The following is a 22,429-nucleotide window of genomic DNA, read 5'->3' as shown; positions in this document are numbered from 1 at the left end:
GCGGCGCCCGAAGGGCTCCGGAGCCGGTGGTACACTCGACTTTCGCGCAACTGCGCCTGCAGGTCTTGCGAACATGACGCAAATTTCCGAACGCCTTCTGGTCCAAGCCCACCTCGATGCCAAGCAGCCCAAGGTGCTCAGTGCCGAGCAAGAGGCAAGCTTACGTTCTGCCATTGCTGCCGAGCTCAAGGCTCAAGACGCGGTGCTGGTGGCGCACTTCTATTGTGACCCGGTGATTCAGGCCCTGGCCGAAGAAACCGGTGGCTGCGTTTCCGACTCCCTGGAAATGGCCCGCTTCGGCGCCGCCCACCCGGCCAAGACCGTACTGGTCGCCGGCGTGCGCTTTATGGGCGAGACAGCGAAAATCCTCACCCCCGAAAAGCGCATCCTGATGCCGACCCTGGAAGCCACATGCTCCCTGGACCTGGGTTGCCCGGTGGAAGAGTTCTCGGCGTTCTGCGACCAGCATCCGGAACGCACCGTGGTGGTGTATGCCAACACCTCGGCGGCGGTCAAGGCCCGTGCCGATTGGGTGGTGACCTCCAGTTGCGCCCTGGAAATCGTCGAAAGCCTGATGGATAACGGCGAGACCATTATCTGGGGCCCGGACAAGCACCTGGGCACCTATATCCAGCGCCAGACCGGTGCCGACATGCTGCTGTGGGACGGTGCCTGCATCGTCCACGAGGAGTTCAAGTCCAAGCAGTTGGAAGACATGAAGGCGCTGTACCCGGACGCAGCGATCCTGGTACACCCGGAGTCACCGACCTCGGTCATCGAGTTGGCCGATGCGGTGGGTTCCACCAGCCAGTTGATTGCGGCGGCGCAGCGCTTGCCGAACAAGACGTTTATCGTCGCCACTGACCGCGGCATTTTCTACAAGATGCAGCAACTGTGCCCGGACAAGGTGTTTGTCGAAGCGCCAACCGCCGGTAACGGCGCGGCGTGCCGCAGCTGTGCGCACTGCCCGTGGATGGCGATGAATACCCTGGAGCGCACGTTGCAATGCCTGCGGGAAGGCAGCAACGAGATCTTCGTCGAGCCGTCCTTGATCCCCCATGCCGTGCGCCCACTCAAGCGCATGCTGGACTTTACCCAGGCGGCCCGCCTGAAGCTTGCGGGCAACGCCTGATTCACGGCTGATGCAGTAAAAAATGAGGGAGCGGGCTTGCCCGCGATAGCGGTGGATCAGTCTGCACATGTATCGACTGACACACCGCCCTCGCGGGCAAGCCCGCTCCCACATTTGGATCTTATTGGCCTGGGGCTATTTCTTTTTCTTCGGGATCCGCACCAATTGCGTGTCCGAATAGATGTCATGCCAGGCCCGCTGTTTCTTGTCCACCAGCGACCAGATAAACCCCAGCCCCGCGCACAACCACGACGCAATCGACACCACAAAACGCAACAGCGCCTGCCACAGGCTGATGCGCGAGCCGTCCGCATTCTGCACACGTACGCCCCACACCTGCATGCCCAGGGTCTGTCCGGAATGGGTCCAGAACTTGGCGAAGAAGCCAAACAGCACAAAAAACAGAATCGTCGACAGTAACGGATCACCGTCCAGGGCGCCGGACTCCGAGAGCGTGCGCATCTTCGCTTCACCGACAAAGGCGATCCACACCAGCTTATAGAGGAAGGCGGTGACGATCAGCAGGGCGGTACACAACAGGAAGTCATAGAACATCGCTGCCAGACGACGGCCCAGGCCAACGGCGGGGAATTCGCCTTGGGGGCTTAGCAGGTGTTTCGACATGGCTCGGCTCTCTGGAGGAAAAAAGCCATTTTACGGACAAACGCACATAAAAAAGCCTCTGATGTCACCATCAGAGGCTTTTTGTCGCAGTAAGGATCAGGCTTCTGCTTGTACTTCGTCAGCCTGCATGCCTTTCTGGCCCTGCACGGCGATGAAGGTCACTTTCTGGCCTTCTTTCAGGCTCTTGAAACCGTTGCCCTGGATAGCGCGGAAATGCACGAACAGATCCGCACCGCTTTCTGGAGTGATAAAACCAAAACCTTTCTCGTCGTTAAACCACTTGACGGTACCGCTCTGACGTTCAGCCATTTTCTTATTTCCTTGACGCTAAAAATTAATGACAGCCCCTTTCACCTGAAAGAGTACTGGGCTGGGTTGCAGGAAAGTAAGAGACGTCGAACGGGTTGTAGCAAACTTTGGCTACTGCCCAGGTCCAGGTTCAAAGCGACCCATGCAAACACAGTGGGCAAACTCTACGACAACTAACACAGAAAAAACAAGCCCTCTGCAAGCCACGTATTTACTCGCCTTCATGACACTTCGGTCAACATTGCGGCACTGTGTTATTCGATAGCGTGGGTCACTTGTTATAGGTTAATCGATATAACATTGACTATCGTCAGTGCACTGTTTTATGGCGGTTGCGTTACAGATTAGTGCAAATGAACACAACCGCGTTACTTATAGGAACAGTCGATCAGCCACGGTAGTAACGTTGTGGCACGAATGGCATTTTACTTACACGAAGTGGCACCTTTTTCCCACGCACTAATGCAGAGACTTCGCTCTCCAGCGCGGTAAAGGCCGTGTCGAGGTAGCCCATGGCGAGCGGGCCGCCGAGGCTCGGGCCAAAGCCGCCGCTGCACACACGGCCGATCACGGTGCCGTGTTCATCGACAATCTCGGCGCCTTCACGGACCGGGGTGCGTTCCTGGGGCAGCAGGCCAACGCGCTTGCGGCTGACGCCGGTTTGCTGCTGGGTGAAAATCCGATCTGCCCCCGGGAAGCCCCCGGCACGCGCGCCATCGGCGCGACGGGCCTTGGAAATCGCCCACAGCAGGCTGGCTTCAATCGGCGTGGTCTCGGTGTTCATATCGTGGCCATAGAGGCACAGCCCGGCTTCCAGGCGCAGGGAGTCGCGGGCGCCGAGGCCGATAGCTTCGACTTCAGTTTCGGCCAGGAGGCTACGGGCCAGGCTTTCGGCACTGGCCGCAGGCACCGAGATCTCAAAACCGTCTTCGCCGGTATAGCCGGAACGGCTGACGTAGCACTCGACCCCCAGCAGGCGCAGGGGTGCGAACTGCATAAAGGTCATCTTGGTCACTTCCGGCGCCAGGCGCGCCAGCACTTTCACCGCTGCCGGGCCTTGCAGGGCCAGCAGGGCACGTTCTTCAAACAGTGGCTCGATCTGGCATTGGTCGCCCAGATGCTGGCGCAGGTGCGCCAGGTCTTGATCCTTACAGGCGGCGTTGACCACCAGAAACAGCTCGTCGTTACCCAGGTTGGCGACCATCAGGTCATCGAGGATGCCGCCCTGGTCGTTAGTGAACATGGCGTAGCGCTGCATGCCCACGGGCAGGTCGATGATATCCACCGGCACTAGGGTTTCCAGGGCCTTGGCGGCGTTGGACCCGGTCAGGCGGATCTGGCCCATGTGCGACACATCAAACAACCCGGCCTGTTCACGGGTGTGCTGGTGTTCTTTCATCACGCCCAGGGGGTATTGCACCGGCATGTCATAACCGGCGAACGGCACCATGCGTGCGCCCAGTTCAAGGTGCAGGGCGTGCAGCGGGGTTTTCAACAGGGTTTCGGTGGACATATTCAGCTCCTGAAAAACGTGCTGGCGCGTTTATAAGCATCAGCACTCGATAATGTTGACGGCCAAACCGCCACGGGCGGTTTCCTTGTATTTGCTTTTCATATCGGCGCCGGTCTGGCGCATGGTGCGGATCACCTTGTCGAGGGACACGAAGTGCTGCCCATCACCGCGCAAGGCCATGCGCACCGCATTGATCGCCTTCACCGAACCCATGGCATTGCGCTCGATGCAGGGCACCTGCACCAGGCCGCCAATCGGGTCGCAGGTCAGGCCGAGGTTATGCTCCATGCCGATTTCGGCGGCGTTCTCCACCTGGGAGACGGTGCCGCCCAGCACTTCACACAAGGCTCCGGCGGCCATGGAACAGGCCACGCCCACTTCGCCCTGGCAGCCGACCTCAGCCCCGGAGATCGAGGCGTTTTCTTTGTAGAGGATGCCGATGGCCGCGGCGGTCAGCAGGAAGCGCACCACCCCGTCCTCATTGGCGCCGGGGATAAAGCGCATGTAGTAATGCAACACCGCCGGCACAATCCCGGCGGCACCGTTGGTGGGCGCCGTGACCACGCGCCCGCCGTTGGCGTTTTCTTCGTTGACCGCCAGGGCATACAGGTTGACCCAATCCAGCACCGACAGCGGGTCGCGCAGCGCCGATTCCGGGTTCTTGCACAACTGGCGATGCAGCGCGGCCGCACGGCGCTTGACCTTCAAGCCACCGGGTAGGATGCCTTCATTGCGACAGCCGGCCGCCACGCAGTCCTGCATGACTTGCCAGATCTTCAGCAGGCCGCTGCGGGTCTCGGCTTCCGGGCGCCAGGCGCTTTCGTTGGTCAGCATCACCTGGCTGATGGACAGCCCATAGGTGGTGCAATGGCCAAGCAAATCCTTGGCGTGCTTGAAAGGGAAGGTCAGGGGCGTGGCGTCTTCGACGATCCGGTCGGCGCCGGCCGCGTCTTCATCCACCACAAAACCACCGCCCACCGAGTAGTACTCACGGCTGCGGATCTGGATGCCGGCTGCGTCAAACGCACGAAAGATCATGCCGTTGGGGTGGTAGGCGAGGGGTTTGCGAATCATCGCCAGGTGTTCTTTCTCGTTGAACGCAATGCTGTGTTCACCGAGCAGGTTCAAGCGAGCGTCGCCGCGCATCTGCACCAGGCGCGCGGCCACGGTTTCGGTGTCGACGGTGTCCGGGTGTTCACCTTCCAGGCCCAGCAGCACGGCCTTGTCACTGCCGTGGCCTTTGCCGGTGGCGCCGAGTGAACCGTAGAGTTCCACCTTGACGCAGGTGGTGGCGTGCAACAGGTCGTCCCGCTTGAGGCCCTCGGCGAAGCGGGCGGCGGCACGCATCGGGCCAACGGTGTGGGAACTGGAGGGGCCGATGCCAATCTTGAACAGGTCGAACACGCTTAAAGACATGAGTTGTTCTCCGGTTTCTTATTATTGGAAGCAAGCTGTTCTGCGCAATGCGATCACTGTGGGAGCCGGGCTTGTGTAGGCGCTGGCTTGCCTGCGATGCAGACACCTCGGTCTATCAGTGGCGCCGAGGTGAGGCTATCGCAGGCAAGCCAGCTCCTACACTGACTGCGTCTCTTCAGTCAGATCACGCGTAGCTCTCGATCGACGGGCACGCACACACCAGATTGCGATCGCCAAACACGTTGTCGACCCGGCCGACCGGCGGCCAGTACTTGCCTTCGATCAACGACGCTACCGGATACACCGCCTGTTCACGGCTGTACGGGTGGCTCCATTCACCGACGATTTCAGCTGCCGTGTGCGGCGCGTTTTTCAGCGGGTTGTCGTCCTTGTCCAGCGTGCCGTTTTCCACCGCGCGGATCTCCTCGCGGATAGCGATCATGGCGTCGCAGAAGCGGTCCAGTTCTTCCTTGGATTCGCTTTCGGTCGGCTCGATCATCAAGGTACCGGCCACCGGGAACGACATGGTCGGGGCATGGAAACCAAAGTCGATCAGGCGCTTGGCCACGTCATCCACGCTGATGCCGCTGCTGTCCTTGAGCGGGCGCAGGTCCAGGATGCACTCGTGCGCCACCAGGCCGTTGCTGCCGGTGTACAGCACCGGGTAGTGCTCTTCCAGGCGACGGGAAATGTAGTTGGCATTGAGGATCGCCAGCTGCGAAGCGCGCTTGAGGCCCGCACCGCCCATCATGCTGATGTACATCCAGGTGATCGGCAGGATGCTCGCACTGCCAAATGGCGCCGCGCAGACTGCGCCTTCCTTGCGCTGCATGGCCGCGTGGCCGGGCAGGAATGGCGTGAGGTGCGACTTGACGCCAATCGGGCCAACGCCCGGGCCGCCACCGCCGTGGGGGATGCAGAAGGTCTTGTGCAGGTTCAGGTGCGACACGTCGCCGCCGAACTTGCCCGGGGCGCACAGGCCGACCATGGCGTTCATGTTGGCGCCATCGATATACACCTGGCCGCCGTTGTCATGGATGATCCCGCAGATTTCGCGGATGCCTTCCTCGAACACGCCGTGGGTCGACGGGTAGGTGATCATCAGCGCGGCGAGGTGCTCGCGGTGCTCGATGGCCTTGGCGCGCAAGTCTTCGATGTCCACGTTGCCACGGGCATCGCACGCGGTGACGACGACGCGCATGCCGGCCATGTTGGCGGTGGCCGGGTTGGTGCCGTGGGCCGACGAAGGAATCAGGCAGATATCGCGGCGTTCTTCACCACGGCTCTGGTGATAGGCACGGATCGCCAAGAGGCCCGCGTATTCGCCCTGGGAACCGGCGTTCGGCTGCAGGGAGATGGCGTCGTAGCCGGTGGCCGCGCAGAGCATGGCTTCCAGTTCAGTGGTCAGTTGCAGGTAGCCGGCGCTTTGCTCGGCCGGGGCGAACGGGTGCAGGGCCCCGAACTCGGCCCAGGTCACCGGGATCATTTCACTGGCGGCGTTGAGCTTCATGGTGCACGAGCCCAGCGGGATCATGGTGCGGTCCAGCGCCAGGTCCTTGTCGGCCAGCTTGCGCAGGTAGCGCATCAGCTCGGTTTCCGAGTGATAGCGGTTGAACACCGGGTGGCTGAGGATCGGCGATTGGCGCAGCAGCGCGGCCGGCAGAGTGCTGTCGACGCTGGCGGCGAGGGCGGCGAAGTCCGGCAGGGCTTTACCGCCTGCGAACACGCTCCACAGGGTTTCGATATCGGCCTGGGTGGTGGTTTCATCCACCGACAGGCCCAGGCGTGCCGCGTCCACGACGCGCAGGTTGATGCGCTGGGCACGGGCCTGGTCGTGCAGGGCCGCAGTGTTGGCGCCGGTGGCCAGGGTCAGGGTGTCGAAGAACGTCTCTTGTTCAACCTTGAAGCCCAGGGCACCCAGGCCTTTGGCGAGGATTGCGGCCAGGTGATGAATGCGCGTGGCGATCTGCACCAGGCCTTTGGGGCCGTGGTACACCGCGTACATGCTGGCAATGTTGGCCAGCAGTACCTGGGCGGTGCAGATGTTGCTGGTGGCCTTTTCGCGGCGGATATGTTGCTCGCGGGTCTGCATGGCCAGGCGCAGGGCCGGCTTGCCGAAACGGTCTACGGACACACCGACCAGACGCCCCGGCATGTCACGCTTGAACGCGTCCTTGGTGGAGAAGTACGCGGCGTGCGGGCCACCAAAGCCCAGCGGCACGCCGAAGCGCTGCGCACTGCCGATGGCCACGTCGGCACCGAACTCACCCGGTGGGGTCAGCAGGGTCAGGGCCAGCAGGTCGGCGGCCACGGCCACCAGTGCGTTGGCGGCGTGGAAGCGCTCGGTCAATTCACGGTAGTCGAACACATCACCGTTGCTGGCCGGGTATTGCAGCAGGGCGCCGAAGAACGGGCTGACATCCGTCAGTTCACGCTCGTCGCCCACTACCACCTCGATGCCCAGCGGCTCGGCACGGGTGCGCAGCACGTCGAGGGTCTGCGGGTGGCTGTGCACGGAGGCAAAGAACTGGTTGCTGCCCTTGTTCTTGCTCAGACGCTTGCAGAAGGTCATGGCCTCGGCGGCGGCAGTGGCTTCGTCGAGCAGGGATGCGTTGGCGATCGGCAGGCCGGTAAGGTCACTGATCAGGGTCTGGAAGTTCAGCAGCGCTTCCAGGCGGCCTTGGGAGATCTCGGGCTGGTAAGGCGTGTAGGCGGTGTACCAGGCCGGGTTTTCCAGGAGGTTGCGCAGGATCGGCGACGGCGTGTGGCAGTTGTAATAGCCCTGGCCGATGTAGGTCTTGAACAGTTGGTTCTTGGCGGCGATGGCCTTGATCGAGGCCAGTGCATCGGCCTCGCTCAGGCCGTCGCTCAGGCCCAGCACGGCGGTGCCCTTGATGCTTTCCGGGATCACGCTGGCGCTCAAGGCTTCCAGGGAGTCAAAACCCAGGGTCGCGAGCATCTGTTGCTCGTCGTCCTGGCGCGGGCCGATGTGGCGGGCGATAAATTCGTTGGCGGTGCTCAGGTTGATACTCATGGCGCGCTCCTCAAGCTTCAGCGTTGGCTTTGATCAGGCGGTCGTACGCATCCTGATCCAACAGCTTAGCTACTGCATCGGCGTCAGCCGGTTTAAAGCGGAAGAACCAGCCTTCGCCCGTCGGGTCTTCGTTGACCAGTTCCGGGCTTTCGCTGAGCTGGTCGTTGACTTCCAGCACTTCGCCGGTCAGGGGCATGTACACGCCGCTGGCGGCCTTGACCGATTCCACAGTGGAGGCTTCGGCGCCCTGCTCGTAGGCCTGCAGCTCCGGCAGTTGCACGTAAACCACATCACCCAGGGCGTTTTGCGCGAACGCGGTAATACCTACGGTGACGCTGCCGTCAGCTTCGGCACGCAGCCATTCGTGATCTTCAGTAAAACGCAATTCGCTCATGGAAACTCCTCAGGGCCAGAATCGTCTGGTGGACGGGATTGGAATGGGAGAGTCCTTAGCAAAAATGCGGCCAATATAAATTTATTGTTATTAATCAACTGTTTATAGATATGTGGTGGTGAGTGAGGGACGCGCGCTGTAGCGAAATCGCTACGGATCGACAGTGGAAAAAAAGCCTATTTGGATCAAAGCCTTGCATGGCGAAGGCGGGCCAGACGTGTATTGAAAACGTTCCGCTGTAGCGTTTTCGATACGGCTGCGCGAGATGTATGTAGCGCACGGGCCGGCAGGGGGCGGCTTATTTTGCCGTTATCCAATGATTAGGACGCGCGGCATGAGCCATTCAATAGCGGCATTTCAGGGCACTTCCCAGCTAAACGCATCCCGCGACTTTCTCCGGCGCCTGTTTGCCCAGCGCCCGACGTTGACGCAAGTGGCCGAGTCCATGGTCCAGGACTGGATCGCCGACGGGTTCGCGGCCTCCCGTTTACGGGCCAACATCACCTGGATCGGCGTGAGGCAGCCCGCTCAAGCCGGCGCTGACAGCTATACCCAGCTCACGACCCTGGGTGATGCCTTGATCAGGCGCTGCATGAGCAGCGAAGTGCTGAACTACGTGGCCGGTCATCACTACCTGTTGGTCAGTTCCATAAGCCATGGCCTCGTGCCGATAACCGATGTGGTGTCGGTCGATGATATTGAGTTCATGCTCAACGCCCTGGCCCCCCAGTTGCTCGCCGGTTTTAACGCAAGGCTGGTGGCCTACTGGAACGCGCCTGCCCCCGGCGATGCAGGGCTTAGTCGCTGGGGCGCAGTCGGCACGCAGTTGCGTGAGTGTCTGCTCAGCGCCCGGCAGACTCCGCCCCTGACACCGCAGCAAGCAAGCGCGCTGCTGGGGCTGGGGGACGGGCCGCAGGAACTGTGGGGCCATCAGGTGGACCGGCAAGCGCTGGGCGGGGCCGATGTGCTGCGGATCTATCAAGTCTATGCCGGCCAGGAGGGGCGGCCCGGCGAGTGGCTGCCGTTGTTGGTCTTGCAGCGTCAGGTCGCGCAGCAACAGGTCAACCTGGTTTATGTTCCCGCGATAAGCCTGCTCAAACTGACTGCGTTGGACGAGTTGGGCAGCCTGCTGCCACGCTACATGAGCCACTACACCCCTGGACTGCTCGTCAATTGGGTGCTCAAGGAGCCGCAAGGTGATGTGTTCGATGCACAGGCCCAGACCTTGCTGGAGCGCCAGTTAAGGGCGTTGCAGCAGCTCAATTGGTCGGCCCTGCCCGGCGTCGACAGCTACAAGCGCCTGTTCAGCCAACTCACCGCACCCGAGGTGTGGTTCGAGGGCGACTATCTCCAGCAGCCCCACGAAGAGCAGTTGCCGCTGTGGTTGCAGGTCGCCAGCGGGGCCGACCGGAACACCTACGGCCAATGGCTGGAGCGTCTGGCACACCTGCAAAAACGCACGGGCGGTGCATCGTTTCTCGACGGGCTGGAGCCGATTGACGTGTATGCCCGCCAAGCGCTGCAACGCCAGATGCGCCTGGATTTCCCGCAAGAAGCCGCGATCAATCCGGATGATTACCTGCTGACGTTTGAACGCACCCAAGGCGCCACGGTGGGCTGGACGCAGCGCACCACCAAGACCTTGACCTCATGGTCGTTGGAAAACCCCTTTGCTACCCCCTATGCCAGTGTGCAGATCGCCCATCATGCGGCGCCGGGGCAGGAGGTTGCCCAGTGGATCAGGCCGGCGTACCTGGAAAAACTGATTGAGACGGTCGATGTGGGGCGGCATTACCCCGCGCTACTCAAGCGGGCGCTGGTGTCGGACCCGGCAGAGTCTGCACGGCGCCGACGCTTGTTTGTCGAGCAGATGGCCTTGCAGCTTCCATTGCGCGCCCTTGAGAACAGCCTGCGCCAACGCAACGGGTTTACCCCGCCCGGCGCAGAGGTGGTGCAAGCCTTGCTGCAGAGCGACCCGCTCAAGCGGGCGGTCGGTAACCAGGTGATCATCGCCCGGCCCTTGGCTTTTCTGACGCATGCCGGGGGAACGGTGCATAAAGCCAGCAACCTGTTTGTCATCGGTCCGCGGGATAACAGCCCGTTGCCCCATATTCTGTACCGGCCTGATCAGGCCGAGGCGCTGCTCCAGCAGTTCGCCAGCCGCCAGGCGCTGCTCGACGAGATCACTCGAACGGGCAGTGACCTGCAGGCGGTGGTGCTTGAGCAACTGTCTGAAAACAGCCGCGCATTGTTTGCCAACGGCGGGTTTTCAAGCCCCCATGTCCAGCGCTTTCTACAGGGGGACGAATACAGCGAGCACGCTGCGGCGAGCCCGGCATTGCTCAGCGACGAGCCAGTACCTGGGGTGTTTCTTGAGACGGTATTTGATGAAAACGCCAGGAGCCTTTGGCAGTCCGCCGAAAAACGCGCCACCTCTATCGAGGCGCTGCGTTGGACGCTGTTCAAGAATAATCTCTGGCAGATCTTCAATGCCCTGCTGCCCCTGCTCAGGGGATCGGTGGCAGTGGCGGGGTGGTTGTCCCAGGTGTATGTCAGCTTTCGCACGGTGCTGGCTTTGCCGGCCGCAGCCAGTCAGGAAGACACCGCCGGTGCCCTGGTCGATTTGCTCGGCAGCCTGGCCGGCCTGCTGTTGAGCCCGGTGGTCAGTCTTGATCAGCGTTTGCGGTTGAGTGAGACCCGGTCACTGTCTACTGGCGCGATCGAAACCACGGCGGTCAGGCATGTCCAGCAGACGCCGTCGACGTTTGCCTGGCAGCGTTCACTGGCCGATGTCACGGGCATGGACTTTTCCTGGGCCAACGCGCGGTTGCGCCTTGATCCCGCGCAACAGGCACAGCTTGAGACCTTCCGCTGGTCCCCAGGGCAGGGCGAGCAGTGGCCGGGAACGCCCACGGTCAGCTCGCCAGACAGCCCTATACGCGGCCGGGTCGCGGTGCGGCGCGCCGGCGGCACGGTCAGCCATGAAGATTACCTGTTAATTGACAGCCAGCTGTATGGGGGCAAGCAGGTGGATGGGCGTTGGCGCATCGTGGACCTGAGAAATCCCCTGCGCGCCGGCCCCTGGCTCAGGAAAGATTCACGCGGGGTGTGGAAAGTCGACCTGGGCCTGCAATTGCTCGGTGGCCATCCCAAGCTGTCGGCTGCCAGCCGCCGCGCCAATATCCAGCGTCAGAACCAGATGTTTGAACGTCATTATCAAGAGATGACGGAACGCCTGATGGAGGCTGAAAAAGCCGCGGCGGCCGCTGAAGAGCGCTTTGAACACGCCCACGGCGGCGATCAGCAAAAACTCTTTGATCCATCCCTGCAAGTGCTGCGGGCCAGCTATCTGGCCGCCCTGGAGAAACAAAGCCGGGCGCAGTTCAACCGGCTGGACGCGTTGATCGCAAAAAATGCCAACAAACCCGTGGAGCGGTTCGAGCCGGAAAAGATTCTGCAATTGGAGGACCTTGTCCAGACCCTGCGTGTGCAGATGGTAATGCTGATCGCAAACCGCTCGAACGAGGTGTTTCCCGGTGAGCGTCGCAGCCAGTTGGGTGAACAGCTGGAGCATGAAGACGTAGCCGTTGTTCAGGCTGCGCACCACACGCTCGTCGAGTCGATGCAGACAATTATTGGCTACAACGACCAACTGATCGACTTGAGCATCCTGGAGCGAAACAACTATGCCAGGCTGGCCCAGGTACCCGGGTATGACTCGCGGCCTGAAGCCTTGCTTCCCTCCACACTTGGCACGCCGCTGGACTGGAAGTCGCTGCAGTTGAAGGCATTGGGCGGGGTGATAGTGCGCAGGCCGCCGAAGCCCGAGGAATATGAGGATTTCATCCGGATCGGCTCGTTGGTCGATGAGGCGACCCAATCGGTGCAGTCACAAAAAAACCTGCAGGAGGCAGGCCCCCTGAGTGTGCAACAGCGCATCGACGGCTATGACGCGATTTTGCTCGACTATGACAACACCCAAGCGTCCCTGCGTGAGTACGGCGACATGGATTCCGACCTGCTCTATGAGGGCAGCATCGAGCGCTTGAATCGCATGCTCAACGCCTTGGAGCATGAAGCGCGCGGTTCCCTGGCGGCGCTGCTGCGTGAGCGCGAGCAGACTCCTGCACGCGCGCCCGGGCCCGCGCTTGGCTCTGGCAAGCGCCTGATCCGTGACCGCAAGAGCCGCTATCTGGTGGGCCAGGTTCGGGCGCGTACGCCGCAGATGAACGAGCACATTGTCGATGTCATCAATCCGGTCGATCAGAGTGTGGTGGCGAGCTTTCGGCAGGCGCCTGGCAGCGATGAGTTTGAGGCAATCACCCAGGCCAGTACGCCGCCAGTGCGCCCGGTGCGCTCCCTGGAAAGGCTCAGGGACGATGGGCGCAAGCTGCTGGCGCGCCAGTCGACTGTGCTTGAGCAGGCGCGTAACGAAGCGCGCCTCTCCAGCCAGCCCGCCAGCGTCGAGGCCCGGTTGTTACGGCATGCCGGGAAAATCAATGGGGTGGCCGATAAGATCCGCAAGGCCCTGGGGCAGGAGCAAAGCCAAACGCAGGAGCCCCTGCTCAAGGAGCTGGGGCAGGCCTCCAGCCGCCTGGCGGAGCACGGCAGGCTGATCCGTATCGAGATGGTCAAGCGCCTGGCACCTGATGAAGAGGGGATTGCCTACCTCAAGAGCCAGAATGAGGTGCAAATCCTACCGATAGAGGGGCGCATAGCGCTTAAACGGGAGAATGATTTCCTGCAGGAATACCTGGTCAAGGACACTGGCGGCAAGGTATTGGCCTACGCCCATTTTCATTACCGCACACGCGAGGCGGCCAACGCGCCATACAGCGCCGGCCATTTGAAACGGCCGGAACAACGCTTTATGAGCTTTCGCAGCCTGGCCGACAAGACCGACAGCGATGTGATTGCGATCTACTATTCGCGGATCAGCCCGGCCATGGCCCAGCAGCTGTTTTTCAGCGCGACGGGGGCGGTGATCCAGCGTGGGCGCAGGGTCCTGTGGTGATCAGGGTTTGCCGGGGATGCCATATTTGCGCAACCGATGGGCGATAGCGGTGTGAGACGTCTGTAGACGGTTGGCCAACTGACGTGTCGAGGGGTAGGTGGTGTAGAGCTTTTCGAGCAGGCTGCGCTCAAAGTCCTCGACTGCCTGCTCCAGGCTGTTCACTTCGCCGTCGCTCTGGCGAGCGACCGAGGTGCCGGCGATATCCAGGTCGCCAATGTCCACCAAGTTGCTTTCGCAAATGGCGGCGGCGCGGAAGATCACGTTCTGCAACTGGCGCACATTACCCGGCCAGCGGTTGCCCAGCAGCGCCGGATAGGTGCCCGGAGCCAGGCGGCAGACCGGGCGCTGGATCTGCGCGCAGGCCTGCTGCATGAAGTAAGTAGCGGGCCAGCAGCAGGATGTCCTGGCCACGTTCGCGCAGGGGCGGCACTTCCACATTCAGCACATTGAGGCGGTAGAACAGGTCTTCGCGGAAGGTGCCTTCGCTGACCATCTTTTCCAGGTCGCGGTGGGTGGCGCTGAGGATGCGCACATTGACCTTGACCTCGCGGTCGCCGCCGACCCGGCGAAAGCTGCCGTCATTGAGAAAACGCAGCAGCTTGGCCTGCAAGTACGGCGACATCTCGCCGATCTCATCGAGAAACACCGTGCCCTGGTTGGCCAGTTCCATCAGCCCTGGCTTGCCGCCGCGCTGGGCGCCGGTAAAGGCGCCGGGGGCGTAGCCGAACAGCTCGCTTTCGGCGAGGTTTTCCGGCAGCGCCGCGCAGTTCAGCGCCAGGAACGGTGAGCTGTGGCGTGCGCTGATGGCATGGCAGGCACGGGCCACCAGCTCTTTGCCGGTGCCGGTCTCGCCCTGGATCAACAGCGGGGCGTCGAGGGCCGCCACCCGTTGCGCACGGGTCTTGAGGGTGCGGATGGCCACGGACTCGCCCAGCAACGCATCGAAGCCTTCGGCATGGTCATGGTGCAGCGCCGAGAGCCGCTCGCCGATGCGATTGGGTTGGTACAACGTCAGCAGCGCGCCGGCATCGGTAATCGGCGTGGCATCCAGCAGCAAGGTCTGGCCGTTGACGCTGATCTCGCGCAGGGGCAGGCGAAAGCCATGTTCGAGCAAGGCTTCCAGCAGTGCCGGATCGTCAAACAGCTCGGCGATACTTTCGCCAGCCGGCTCGCGGCCATAGAGGGCGATCAGCGCCGGGTTGGCCAGCAGCACCTTGCCGGCGCTGTCCAGGGCCAGGACCGGGTCGGTCATGGCCGCCAGCAGGGCGTCGAGTTGCAGGTGGCGGCGCTGGCCGGGAAGGATATCCACCACCGTCACCGCCTGTACGCCATGGACGCTGAACAGCGCGTCGCGCAACTCTTCCAGCACCTCCACGCTCAGGGTCGGCGCGTCGATGTAGACGTTGGGCGGGATCATCTCCACCGCATCCAGGTTGAGATTGCGCCCACCGAGCAGGGCCAGGACTTCCTGGGTAATGCCGACGCGGTCGATGAAGCTGACGTGGATACGCATGGGGCGGACTTTGATTCTGCAATGCGGAGGGTGGCCAGTATGCCTGAGCGACGGTGGAGATCAAAAATGTGGGAGTTGGCTTGCCTGCGATAGCCTCATCGAGGTGTGACTGATACATCGAGGTGCCTTCATCGCAGGCAAGCCAGCTCCCACACAAGCTGGCTCCCACATTTGATCTGTTTTGGCCGTGGAGCAGTGGTTATTCCAGGTGTTCAGGCTTGATCGGATCGCCCGGCTTTACATCCAGTTGGTGGCGCACATCCTCGAACATCAGGTCGTACTGTTTATGCATGCCTCCGTTGAGGACCGCGGTTTTCGGCATGCCGTATTTCTGCGCGATGTTCATGGCATGGCGGGCAAAGTCGAAGGCCTGGTCCTTGGGCAGGAAGAATTCTTCCTTGAGCTCTTTGCCCTGCACCGAACCATGCATCTTGAAGAGCATTCCCTTGCCTTCCTTTGGATCCTGGCTGACTTCATAGTCGATGCACAGGTCGTAGCTGTGGTCCTGGGCATTCAAGGCGTGGCGTTCAACATGCAAGTGACCGGGTTCAAAAATGGCCATAGGCGTCTCTCCCTAACAAGGCATTGGAGAAGGGCGGCTGCAACAGCCGCCCGGGGTGTATTTATAAGTAGGTGATGCCAGGTTTTGCCGTGCTGATACGGGTACCGGCGGTGCCCTGGACGATCGCTTCGATGTCCGAGAGTGAACCGATCACTGCGGTTTTGCCAGTGTTGCGGGCGAACTCGCAGGCGGCCTGGACCTTGGGCCCCATGGAGCCGGCGGCGAAGCCGAGTGTTTCCATGTCGTCGGGGTGGGCCTGGGCGATAGCCTTTTGCGTCGGCTTGCCGAAGTCGATAAAGGCGGCGTTGACGTCGGTGGCGATCACCAGCAGGTCTGCTTCCAGTTGCTGGGCCAGCAGCGAGGAACACAGGTCTTTGTCGATCACGGCCTCGATGCCCTTGAGCTTGCCGTTCTCGTCATACATGGTCGGGATGCCGCCGCCGCCGGCACAGATCACGATGCTGCTCTTTTCCAGCAGCCACTTGATCGGGCGGATCTCAAAGATGCGTTTGGGCCGTGGGCTGGCCACTACCCGGCGGTATTTATCGCCATCGGGGGCAATCGCCCAGCCTTTTTCGGCGGCCAGTTTTTCCGCTTCGGCTTTGGAGTAGACCGGGCCGATCGGCTTGGTCGGGTTCTGGAAGGCCGGGTCGTTGGCGTCCACTTCAACCTGGGTCAGCAGGGTGGCGAATGGCACCTCAAAGTCCAGCAGGTTGCCCAGTTCCTGTTCGATGATGTAGCCGATCATGCCTTCGGTTTCGGCACCCAGCACGTCCAGCGGGTAGGGCGAGACCTGGGTGTAGGCGGCGGCTTGCAGGGACAGCAGGCCGACTTGCGGCCCATTGCCGTGGGCGATCACCAGCTCATTGCCGGGATGGATCTTGGCAATCTGTTCGGTGGCGATCCGGATATTGGCGCGTTGGTTGTCCGCAGTCATGGGTTCACCACGGCGGAGCAGGGCGTTACCGCCCAGAGCAACGACGATACGCATAGCGGTTGTCCTTTTAGAGTGCGGCTTTGTGAACACCGGACAAAATGTCGGAGTTGGCTTTATGTGGGAGCTGGCTTGCCTGCGATGGCATCACCTCAATATGCCTGGCAGACCGAGGTGACTGCATCGCGGGCAAGGCCGCATAAAGCCCGCTCCCACATTGACCGTGTTACATCAGTGGGAGCGGTGTTGGGTTACAAGTCAGCCAGCGTCGAAACCAGGATCGCCTTGATGGTGTGCATGCGATTTTCCGCTTGCTCGAAGGCGATGCAGGCTGGGGACTCGAACACGTCGTCGGTCACTTCGATGCCGTTGGCCAGGTGCGGATACTGCTCGGCAATCTGTTTGCCGATCTTGGTATCGCTGTTATGGAACGCCGGCAGGCAGTGCATGAACTTGGTGCGTGGGTTGCCGGTGGCTTTCATCAGTTGGGCATTGACCTGGTACGGCAGCAGTTGCTCGATACGCTCGGCCCAGGCTTCCACTGGCTCGCCCATGGAGACCCAGACGTCAGTGTGGATAAAGTCCACGCCCTTGACCGCCGCTTTCGGGTCTTCGGTGAGGGTGATGCGTGCACCGCTTTCTTCCGCGTATTTTTTGCAGCGACCGACCAGGTCATCGTGGGGCCACAGGGCTTTGGGTGCGCAGATGCGTACGTCCATGCCCAGTTTGGCGCCGACCAGCAGCAGCGAGTTGCCCATGTTGTTACGGGCGTCGCCCAGGTAGGCGTAGCTGATGTCGTGGATCGGCTTGTCAGCGTGTTCACGCATGGTCAGCACGTCGGCGATCATCTGGGTTGGGTGGTACTCGTCGGTCAGGCCGTTGAACACCGGTACCCCGGCAAATTTCGCCAGTTCTTCGACGATTTCCTGCTTGAAGCCACGGTATTCGATGGCGTCGTACATGCGCCCGAGTACGCGGGCGGTGTCTTTCATGCTTTCTTTGTGGCCGATCTGCGACGAGTTCGGGTCGATATAGGTGACGTTGGCGCCCTGGTCATAGGCTGCGACTTCGAAGGCACATCGGGTGCGGGTCGAGGTTTTCTCGAAGATCAGCGCGATGTTGTTGCCTTTGAGGTGCTGCTGCTCGGTGCCGGTGTACTTGGCGCGCTTGAGGTCGCGGGACAGGTCCAGCAGGTAGCGCAGCTCGCGCGGGGTGTGGTGTTCCAGGCTCAGCAGGTTACGGTTGTGGATGTTGAACGCCATGATGATTCTCCTTGGATTCGGTAATCGGCCCGGTCGGCATCGGGTAGGTGCCGACCGGGGAGACGGTCGTTTAGTAGTCGATAGGATCGCGGATGATTGGGCAGGTCATGCAGTGGCCACCGCCACGGCCGCGGCCCAGTTCACCGGCACTGATAGTGATGACTTCCACACCGGCCTTGCGCAGCAGGGTGTTGGTGTAGGTGTTGCGGTCGTAACCGATCACCACGCCAGGCTCTACCGCTACCACGTTGTTACCGTCATCCCACTGTTCGCGTTCGGCGGCGAAGCTGTTGCCGCCGGTTTCCACTACGCGCAGGGTCTTGAGGCCAAGGGCTGCGGCCACGGTGTCGAGGAAGTTGGTTTTCTCCCGTTGGATATCAATGCCGTGGGGCTTGCTTTCGTCAGGGCGCAGGGTGAAAGGAACGATCTGGCTTACCACTTCGGGGAAGACGGTGACCAGGTCGCGGTCGCAGAAGCTGAACACGGTGTCCAGGTGCATCGCGGCGCGGGATTTCGGCAGGCCGGCCACGATGACTTTTTCCACGGCCTTGTTCTTGAACAGGTTGCGCGCCAGTTGGCCGATGGCCTGGTGGGACGAGCGCTCGCCCATACCGATCAAGACCACGCCGTTGCCAATCGGCATCACGTCGCCGCCTTCCAGGGTGGCTGCACCGTGTTGCAGGTCAGGGTCGCCGTACCAGATCTGGAAGTCGGCGTTGGTGAACTCGGGGTGGAACTTGTAGATGGCGGTGGTCAGCAGGGTTTCCTGACGTCGCGCCGGCCAGTACATCGGGTTGAGCGTTACGCCACCGTAGATCCAGCAGGTGGTGTCGCGGGTGAACTGGGTGTTGGGCAGCGGCGGCAGGATAAAGCTTGAGTGGCCGAGGAAGTCGCGGAACATCTCGATGGTCTTGCCACCAAAGCTGCTCGGCAGGTCATCGGCCGACACGCCACCGATCAGGAACTCGGCGATCTTGCGCGGCTCCAGGCTGCGCAGCCAGGAACCGACTTCATCGGCCAGGCCCAGGCCAACTGTATCGGCAGTGATCTTGCGCTCCAGGATCCAGTCCAGGGCTGCGGGGATGGCAACAATGTCGGTCAGCAGGTTGTGCATTTCCAGCACATCAATATCGCGTTCGCGCATCTTGGTGACGAAGTCGAAATGGTCCCGCTTGGCCTGGGCAACCCAGAGCACGTCATCGAACAACAGTTCGTCGCAATTGTTGGGGGTCAGCCGCTGATGGGCCAGACCTGGGGAACACACCATGACTTTGCGCAGTTTGCCGGCTTCGGAATGTACGCCGTACTTAACTTTTTCCGTGGTCATTACAGATCCTCCAGTGAACATAAAGATTCAGGTGTTACAGAGTCAGGAAGCCGTCGTAGAGCCCATAGGCCGCCACCAGGGCGCCAATGACCACTGCGGCGAAAATCAGCTTCTCGACGTTGGTGAAAATCGGTTTGCCCAGTTCACGCTTGGCCTTGGCGAACAGGATCGCGCCAGGGGCGTAGAGCAGGGCGGACAGCAGCAGGTACTTGGTGCCACCGGCATACAGCAGCCAGACCGCGTAGATCAGGGCGACGGCGCCGATAAACAGGTCTTTCTTGCGCTCGGCCAGGGCCGCCTCGTAGGTCTCGCCGCGCACTGCCAGCAGCAGCGCGTAGGCCGCCGACCACAGGTAGGGCACGAGGATCATCGAGGTGGCGAGGTAGATCAGCGACAGGTAGGTACTGGCGGAAAACAGGGTGATCACCAGGAAGACCTGGACCATGGCGTTGGTCAGCCACAGGGCGTTGACCGGCACATGGTTGGCGTTTTCCTTACGCAGGAACTCCGGCATGGTGTGGTCTTTGGCAGCGGCGAACATGATCTCTGCACACAGCAGCACCCACGACAGCAGCGCACCCAGCAGCGAGATGATCAAGCCGACGCTGATCAGCACCGCGCCCCAGTGGCCGACCACATGCTCCAGCACGGCGGCCATCGACGGGTTCTGCAGCTTGGCCAGTTCCGGTTGGGTCATGATGCCCAGGGACAGCACGTTCACCAGCATCAGGAACAGCAGCACGGTGATAAAGCCGATGACGGTGGCCTTGCCCACGTCCGAGCGTTTTTCGGCACGGGACGAGAAGATGCTCGCGCCTTCGATACCGATAAATACCCAGACGGTGACCAGCATCATGTTGCGCACCTGGTTCATTACGCTGCCCAGGTCGGGGTTTTTCAGGCCCCAGATATCAGCGGTGAAGATGTCCAGCTTGAACGCGAACAGCGCGATCAATACAAATAGCACCAGCGGTACGATCTTGGCGACGGTGGTCACCAGGTTGATAAACGCCGCCTCCTTGATCCCGCGCAATACCAGAAAATGCACGGCCCACAACAGCACCGAGGCGCCGATCACCGCCGCCGGGGTGTTGCCTTCGCCGAAGATGGGGAAGAAGTAGCCCAGGGTGCTGAACAGCAACACGAAGTAGCCGACGTTGCCCAGCCAGGCACTGATCCAGTAGCCCCAGGCTGACGAGAAACCCATGTAGTCGCCAAAACCGGCCTTGGCGTAGGCGTACACGCCGCCGTCCAGGTCAGGTTTGCGATTGGCCAGAGTCTGGAATACAAAGGCCAGGGTCAACATACCCACGGCAGTGATAACCCAACCAATCAACACCGCACCGACATCGGCGCTGGCGGCCATATTTTGCGGCAACGAGAAGATCCCGCCGCCAATCATTGAGCCCACAACAAGAGCAACAAGGGCGCCTAATCGAAGTTTTCCGGGAGATTCAGACATTGCGTGACTCCAATGCAGGAGAAGAGAGACCACAGAATAAAACTGTGCGCTGTTCAAATAGCTGACTTAGATCACTTCATTGGCACATTCCATTGTGAATTAAAGACTTATGAATAAATGCTACAGGCGTATAATTGCCCGGATATGCTCATTTCAGAGCATCTCTCCGTTCGGGTTAATCCTTTTGTGCGCAAGACGTGGACGCTTGAAGCTAGCCCGTTTTCGCAGATGTGCAAACTTTTTCAGAGGCTTTGCCAAATACCTCCCATGGATAAAAGACAAGCCGTATTTAAATTCTAAATTTACCTAAACTCGATTAATTGAAATGTCATTAAGTTATGAGGCGAGCAGTTTTATTCGCTATAGCTAATAAACATTGATTGATTTCGATAAATTAGCCGAGTGCAGCGCTCAATAACTGTTTTATCTGCAGGAGTTTCTATGTCGCAACCGGCACAAAAGCTGCGTCTCAGTGCTCTGGTGGCATTGGTGGTGGGCTCGATGATTGGCGGCGGAATCTTCTCGTTGCCGCAGAACATGGCTGCGCGGGCCGAGGTGGGGGCGATCCTGATCGGTTGGGGGATCACTGCCGTGGGTATGTTGACCCTCGCGTTCGTGTTCCAGACCCTGGCCAACCGCAAGCCCAACCTCGACTCCGGGGTGTATGCCTACGCCAAGGCGGGGTTTGGCGACTACATGGGCTTCTCGTCGGCCTGGGGCTACTGGATCAGTGCCTGGATGGGCAACGTCGGCTATTTCGTGTTGCTGTTCAGCACCCTGGGCTATTTTTTCCCGGTGTTCGGCCAAGGCAACACGCCGGTGGCGATCGGTTGCGCGTCGTTGCTGCTGTGGGCTGTGCATTTTCTGGTGATGCGCGGGATCAAGGAGGCAGCGTTTATCAACCAGGTCACCACCGTGGCCAAGATCGTTCCGCTGCTGATGTTTATCGTGATCGCCGCCGTGGCCTTCAAGGCGGATGTATTCACCCGGGATATCTGGGGCCTGGGCAACCCGCAGTTCGGTGGGGTGATGGACCAGGTGCGCAATATGATGCTGGTCACCGTGTTTGTGTTTATCGGTATCGAAGGGGCCAGCGTGTACTCGGCGCGCGCGGAAAAACGCTCGGACGTGGGCCGCGCCACGGTGATCGGGTTTGTCGGAGTGCTGGCCCTGCTGGTGCTGGTCAACGTGCTGTCCCTGGGGATCATGAGCCAGCCCGAGTTGGCCAACTTGCAGAACCCCTCACTGGCGGGCGTGCTGGAACATATCGTCGGCCCCTGGGGCGCAATGTTGATCAGCATCGGCCTGGCGGTGTCGCTGCTGGGGGCGTTGCTGTCATGGGCCTTGCTGTGTGCCGAAATTCTCTACGCCACTGCCCATGACAAGACCATGCCGGCCTTCCTGAAAAAGGAAAATGCCAACCGCGTGCCGGTCAATGCGTTGTGGCTGACCAATGTGATGATCCAGCTGTTCCTGGTGATCACGCTGTTTTCGGCCAGCACTTACACCACGTTGATCTACCTGGCGTCGTCGATGATCCTCGTGCCGTATTTATGGTCGGCGGCCTATGCCGTGTTGTTGTGCGGGCGCGGAGAAACCTACGAAGAAGCCCATGGCCAGCGGCTCAAGGACCTGCTGGTCGGCGTGATTGCCCTGGGCTATGCGGTGTGGCTGCTGTATGCCGGGGGCTTGAAATACCTGCTGCTGTCGGCGTTGCTGTATGCACCTGGGGTGATTTTGTTTGCCCAGGCCAAGCGCGAGCAGGGCCAGCCGCTGTTTACCTTGCTGGAAAAGGGGATTTTCAGTTGCGTGATTGCCGGGGCGAGCCTGGCGGCGTATGGGTTGTATAGCGGAGTGCTGACCCTGTGAGCATGACGCCTGGTTGATTGTGCTGGGGAGGGCCTTATCGCGGGCAAGCCCGCTCCCACAGTTG

Annotated in this window: 14 protein-coding genes and 1 pseudogene; 3 read left to right on the top strand and 12 right to left on the bottom strand. The window is 60.9% G+C overall.

Going from position 1 to position 22,429, the window contains the following annotated elements:
- Positions 1 to 73: 73 nt before the first annotated feature.
- Entirely contained in the window at positions 74 to 1,132 is a 1,059-nt protein-coding gene (gene nadA, locus PSH80_RS20305; RefSeq protein ID WP_029300280.1) for a quinolinate synthase NadA, read from the top strand.
- 135 nt (positions 1,133 to 1,267) lie between these two features.
- Here nadA and PSH80_RS20300 read toward each other — a convergent pair whose 3' ends face one another.
- The 6 genes from PSH80_RS20300 to gcvH all read right to left on the bottom strand — a co-directional run bounded on the left by PSH80_RS20300 (position 1,268) and on the right by gcvH (position 8,422).
- Positions 1,268 to 1,756, bottom strand: coding sequence for an RDD family protein (locus PSH80_RS20300; protein ID WP_029300279.1), 489 nt, complete (start codon positions 1,754 to 1,756; stop codon positions 1,268 to 1,270).
- Between the two features lie 96 nt (positions 1,757 to 1,852).
- Entirely contained in the window at positions 1,853 to 2,065 is a 213-nt protein-coding gene (locus PSH80_RS20295; RefSeq protein ID WP_029241865.1) for a cold-shock protein, read from the bottom strand.
- Between the two features lie 388 nt (positions 2,066 to 2,453).
- A complete protein-coding gene (gene gcvT / locus PSH80_RS20290) occupies positions 2,454 to 3,578 on the bottom strand; it encodes a glycine cleavage system aminomethyltransferase GcvT (protein ID WP_169959664.1) in 1,125 nt (374 codons plus the stop codon).
- Between the two features lie 39 nt (positions 3,579 to 3,617).
- Positions 3,618 to 4,994 (bottom strand): L-serine ammonia-lyase, encoded by a 1,377-nt coding sequence (locus tag PSH80_RS20285; protein ID WP_057960516.1) that lies wholly within the window; start codon positions 4,992 to 4,994, stop codon positions 3,618 to 3,620.
- A 184-nt stretch (positions 4,995 to 5,178) separates the two neighbouring features.
- A complete protein-coding gene (gcvP, locus tag PSH80_RS20280; RefSeq protein ID WP_115128821.1) occupies positions 5,179 to 8,028 on the bottom strand; it encodes an aminomethyl-transferring glycine dehydrogenase in 2,850 nt (949 codons plus the stop codon).
- 10 nt (positions 8,029 to 8,038) lie between these two features.
- Positions 8,039 to 8,422: a glycine cleavage system protein GcvH gene (gene gcvH, locus PSH80_RS20275; protein WP_057440003.1), complete on the bottom strand. Its 384-nt coding sequence runs from the start codon at positions 8,420 to 8,422 to the stop codon at positions 8,039 to 8,041.
- A gap of 334 nt (positions 8,423 to 8,756) precedes the next feature.
- Here gcvH and PSH80_RS20270 point away from each other — a divergent pair, with 334 nt between their 5' ends.
- A complete protein-coding gene (locus PSH80_RS20270; protein ID WP_305418086.1) occupies positions 8,757 to 13,436 on the top strand; it encodes a hypothetical protein in 4,680 nt (1,559 codons plus the stop codon).
- Here the strand turns inward: PSH80_RS20270 and PSH80_RS20265 are convergent.
- From PSH80_RS20265 to arcD (PSH80_RS20240), 6 genes and pseudogenes are all read right to left on the bottom strand, one after another.
- A pseudogene (locus tag PSH80_RS20265) lies at positions 13,437 to 14,949 on the bottom strand (sigma-54-dependent transcriptional regulator).
- 199 nt (positions 14,950 to 15,148) lie between these two features.
- A complete protein-coding gene (locus PSH80_RS20260) occupies positions 15,149 to 15,511 on the bottom strand; it encodes a DUF5064 family protein (RefSeq protein ID WP_057440000.1) in 363 nt (120 codons plus the stop codon).
- Between the two features lie 61 nt (positions 15,512 to 15,572).
- Entirely contained in the window at positions 15,573 to 16,502 is a 930-nt protein-coding gene (gene arcC, locus PSH80_RS20255; RefSeq protein ID WP_057439999.1) for a carbamate kinase, read from the bottom strand.
- 194 nt (positions 16,503 to 16,696) lie between these two features.
- The gene (locus PSH80_RS20250) at positions 16,697 to 17,707 is read right to left on the bottom strand and encodes an ornithine carbamoyltransferase (RefSeq protein WP_029296316.1); all 1,011 of its coding nucleotides are present in this window, start codon (positions 17,705 to 17,707) and stop codon (positions 16,697 to 16,699) included.
- Positions 17,708 to 17,777: 70 nt separating this feature from the next.
- On the bottom strand, positions 17,778 to 19,034 hold the full coding sequence (gene arcA, locus PSH80_RS20245; RefSeq protein ID WP_115128819.1) for an arginine deiminase: 1,257 nt from the start codon (positions 19,032 to 19,034) through the stop codon (positions 17,778 to 17,780).
- A 34-nt stretch (positions 19,035 to 19,068) separates the two neighbouring features.
- Positions 19,069 to 20,496 carry an arginine-ornithine antiporter gene (arcD, locus tag PSH80_RS20240; RefSeq protein ID WP_057439997.1) on the bottom strand — a complete coding sequence of 476 codons (1,428 nt, stop codon included), beginning with the start codon at positions 20,494 to 20,496 and terminating at the stop codon, positions 19,069 to 19,071.
- Between the two features lie 441 nt (positions 20,497 to 20,937).
- Here arcD (PSH80_RS20240) and arcD (PSH80_RS20235) point away from each other — a divergent pair, with 441 nt between their 5' ends.
- A complete protein-coding gene (gene arcD, locus PSH80_RS20235; protein WP_057960510.1) occupies positions 20,938 to 22,365 on the top strand; it encodes an arginine-ornithine antiporter in 1,428 nt (475 codons plus the stop codon).
- Positions 22,366 to 22,429: the final 64 nt, after the last annotated feature.

The organism is Pseudomonas sp. FP818 (assembly GCF_030687335.1).
Classification (GTDB): domain Bacteria; phylum Pseudomonadota; class Gammaproteobacteria; order Pseudomonadales; family Pseudomonadaceae; genus Aquipseudomonas; species Aquipseudomonas shahriarae.
This window is presented reverse-complemented; position numbering and strand designations above follow the sequence as displayed.

Coding starts and splice junctions, on each gene's coding strand:
- nadA (WP_029300280.1), top strand. CDS start 74: ATGACGCAAATTTCCGAACGCCTTCTGGTCCAAGCCCACCTCGATGCC.
- PSH80_RS20300 (WP_029300279.1), bottom strand. CDS start 1,756: ATGTCGAAACACCTGCTAAGCCCCCAAGGCGAATTCCCCGCCGTTGGC.
- PSH80_RS20295 (WP_029241865.1), bottom strand. CDS start 2,065: ATGGCTGAACGTCAGAGCGGTACCGTCAAGTGGTTTAACGACGAGAAA.
- gcvT (WP_169959664.1), bottom strand. CDS start 3,578: ATGTCCACCGAAACCCTGTTGAAAACCCCGCTGCACGCCCTGCACCTT.
- PSH80_RS20285 (WP_057960516.1), bottom strand. CDS start 4,994: ATGTCTTTAAGCGTGTTCGACCTGTTCAAGATTGGCATCGGCCCCTCC.
- gcvP (WP_115128821.1), bottom strand. CDS start 8,028: ATGAGTATCAACCTGAGCACCGCCAACGAATTTATCGCCCGCCACATC.
- gcvH (WP_057440003.1), bottom strand. CDS start 8,422: ATGAGCGAATTGCGTTTTACTGAAGATCACGAATGGCTGCGTGCCGAA.
- PSH80_RS20270 (WP_305418086.1), top strand. CDS start 8,757: ATGAGCCATTCAATAGCGGCATTTCAGGGCACTTCCCAGCTAAACGCA.
- PSH80_RS20260 (WP_057440000.1), bottom strand. CDS start 15,511: ATGGCCATTTTTGAACCCGGTCACTTGCATGTTGAACGCCACGCCTTG.
- arcC (WP_057439999.1), bottom strand. CDS start 16,502: ATGCGTATCGTCGTTGCTCTGGGCGGTAACGCCCTGCTCCGCCGTGGT.
- PSH80_RS20250 (WP_029296316.1), bottom strand. CDS start 17,707: ATGGCGTTCAACATCCACAACCGTAACCTGCTGAGCCTGGAACACCAC.
- arcA (WP_115128819.1), bottom strand. CDS start 19,034: ATGACCACGGAAAAAGTTAAGTACGGCGTACATTCCGAAGCCGGCAAA.
- arcD (WP_057439997.1), bottom strand. CDS start 20,496: ATGTCTGAATCTCCCGGAAAACTTCGATTAGGCGCCCTTGTTGCTCTT.
- arcD (WP_057960510.1), top strand. CDS start 20,938: ATGTCGCAACCGGCACAAAAGCTGCGTCTCAGTGCTCTGGTGGCATTG.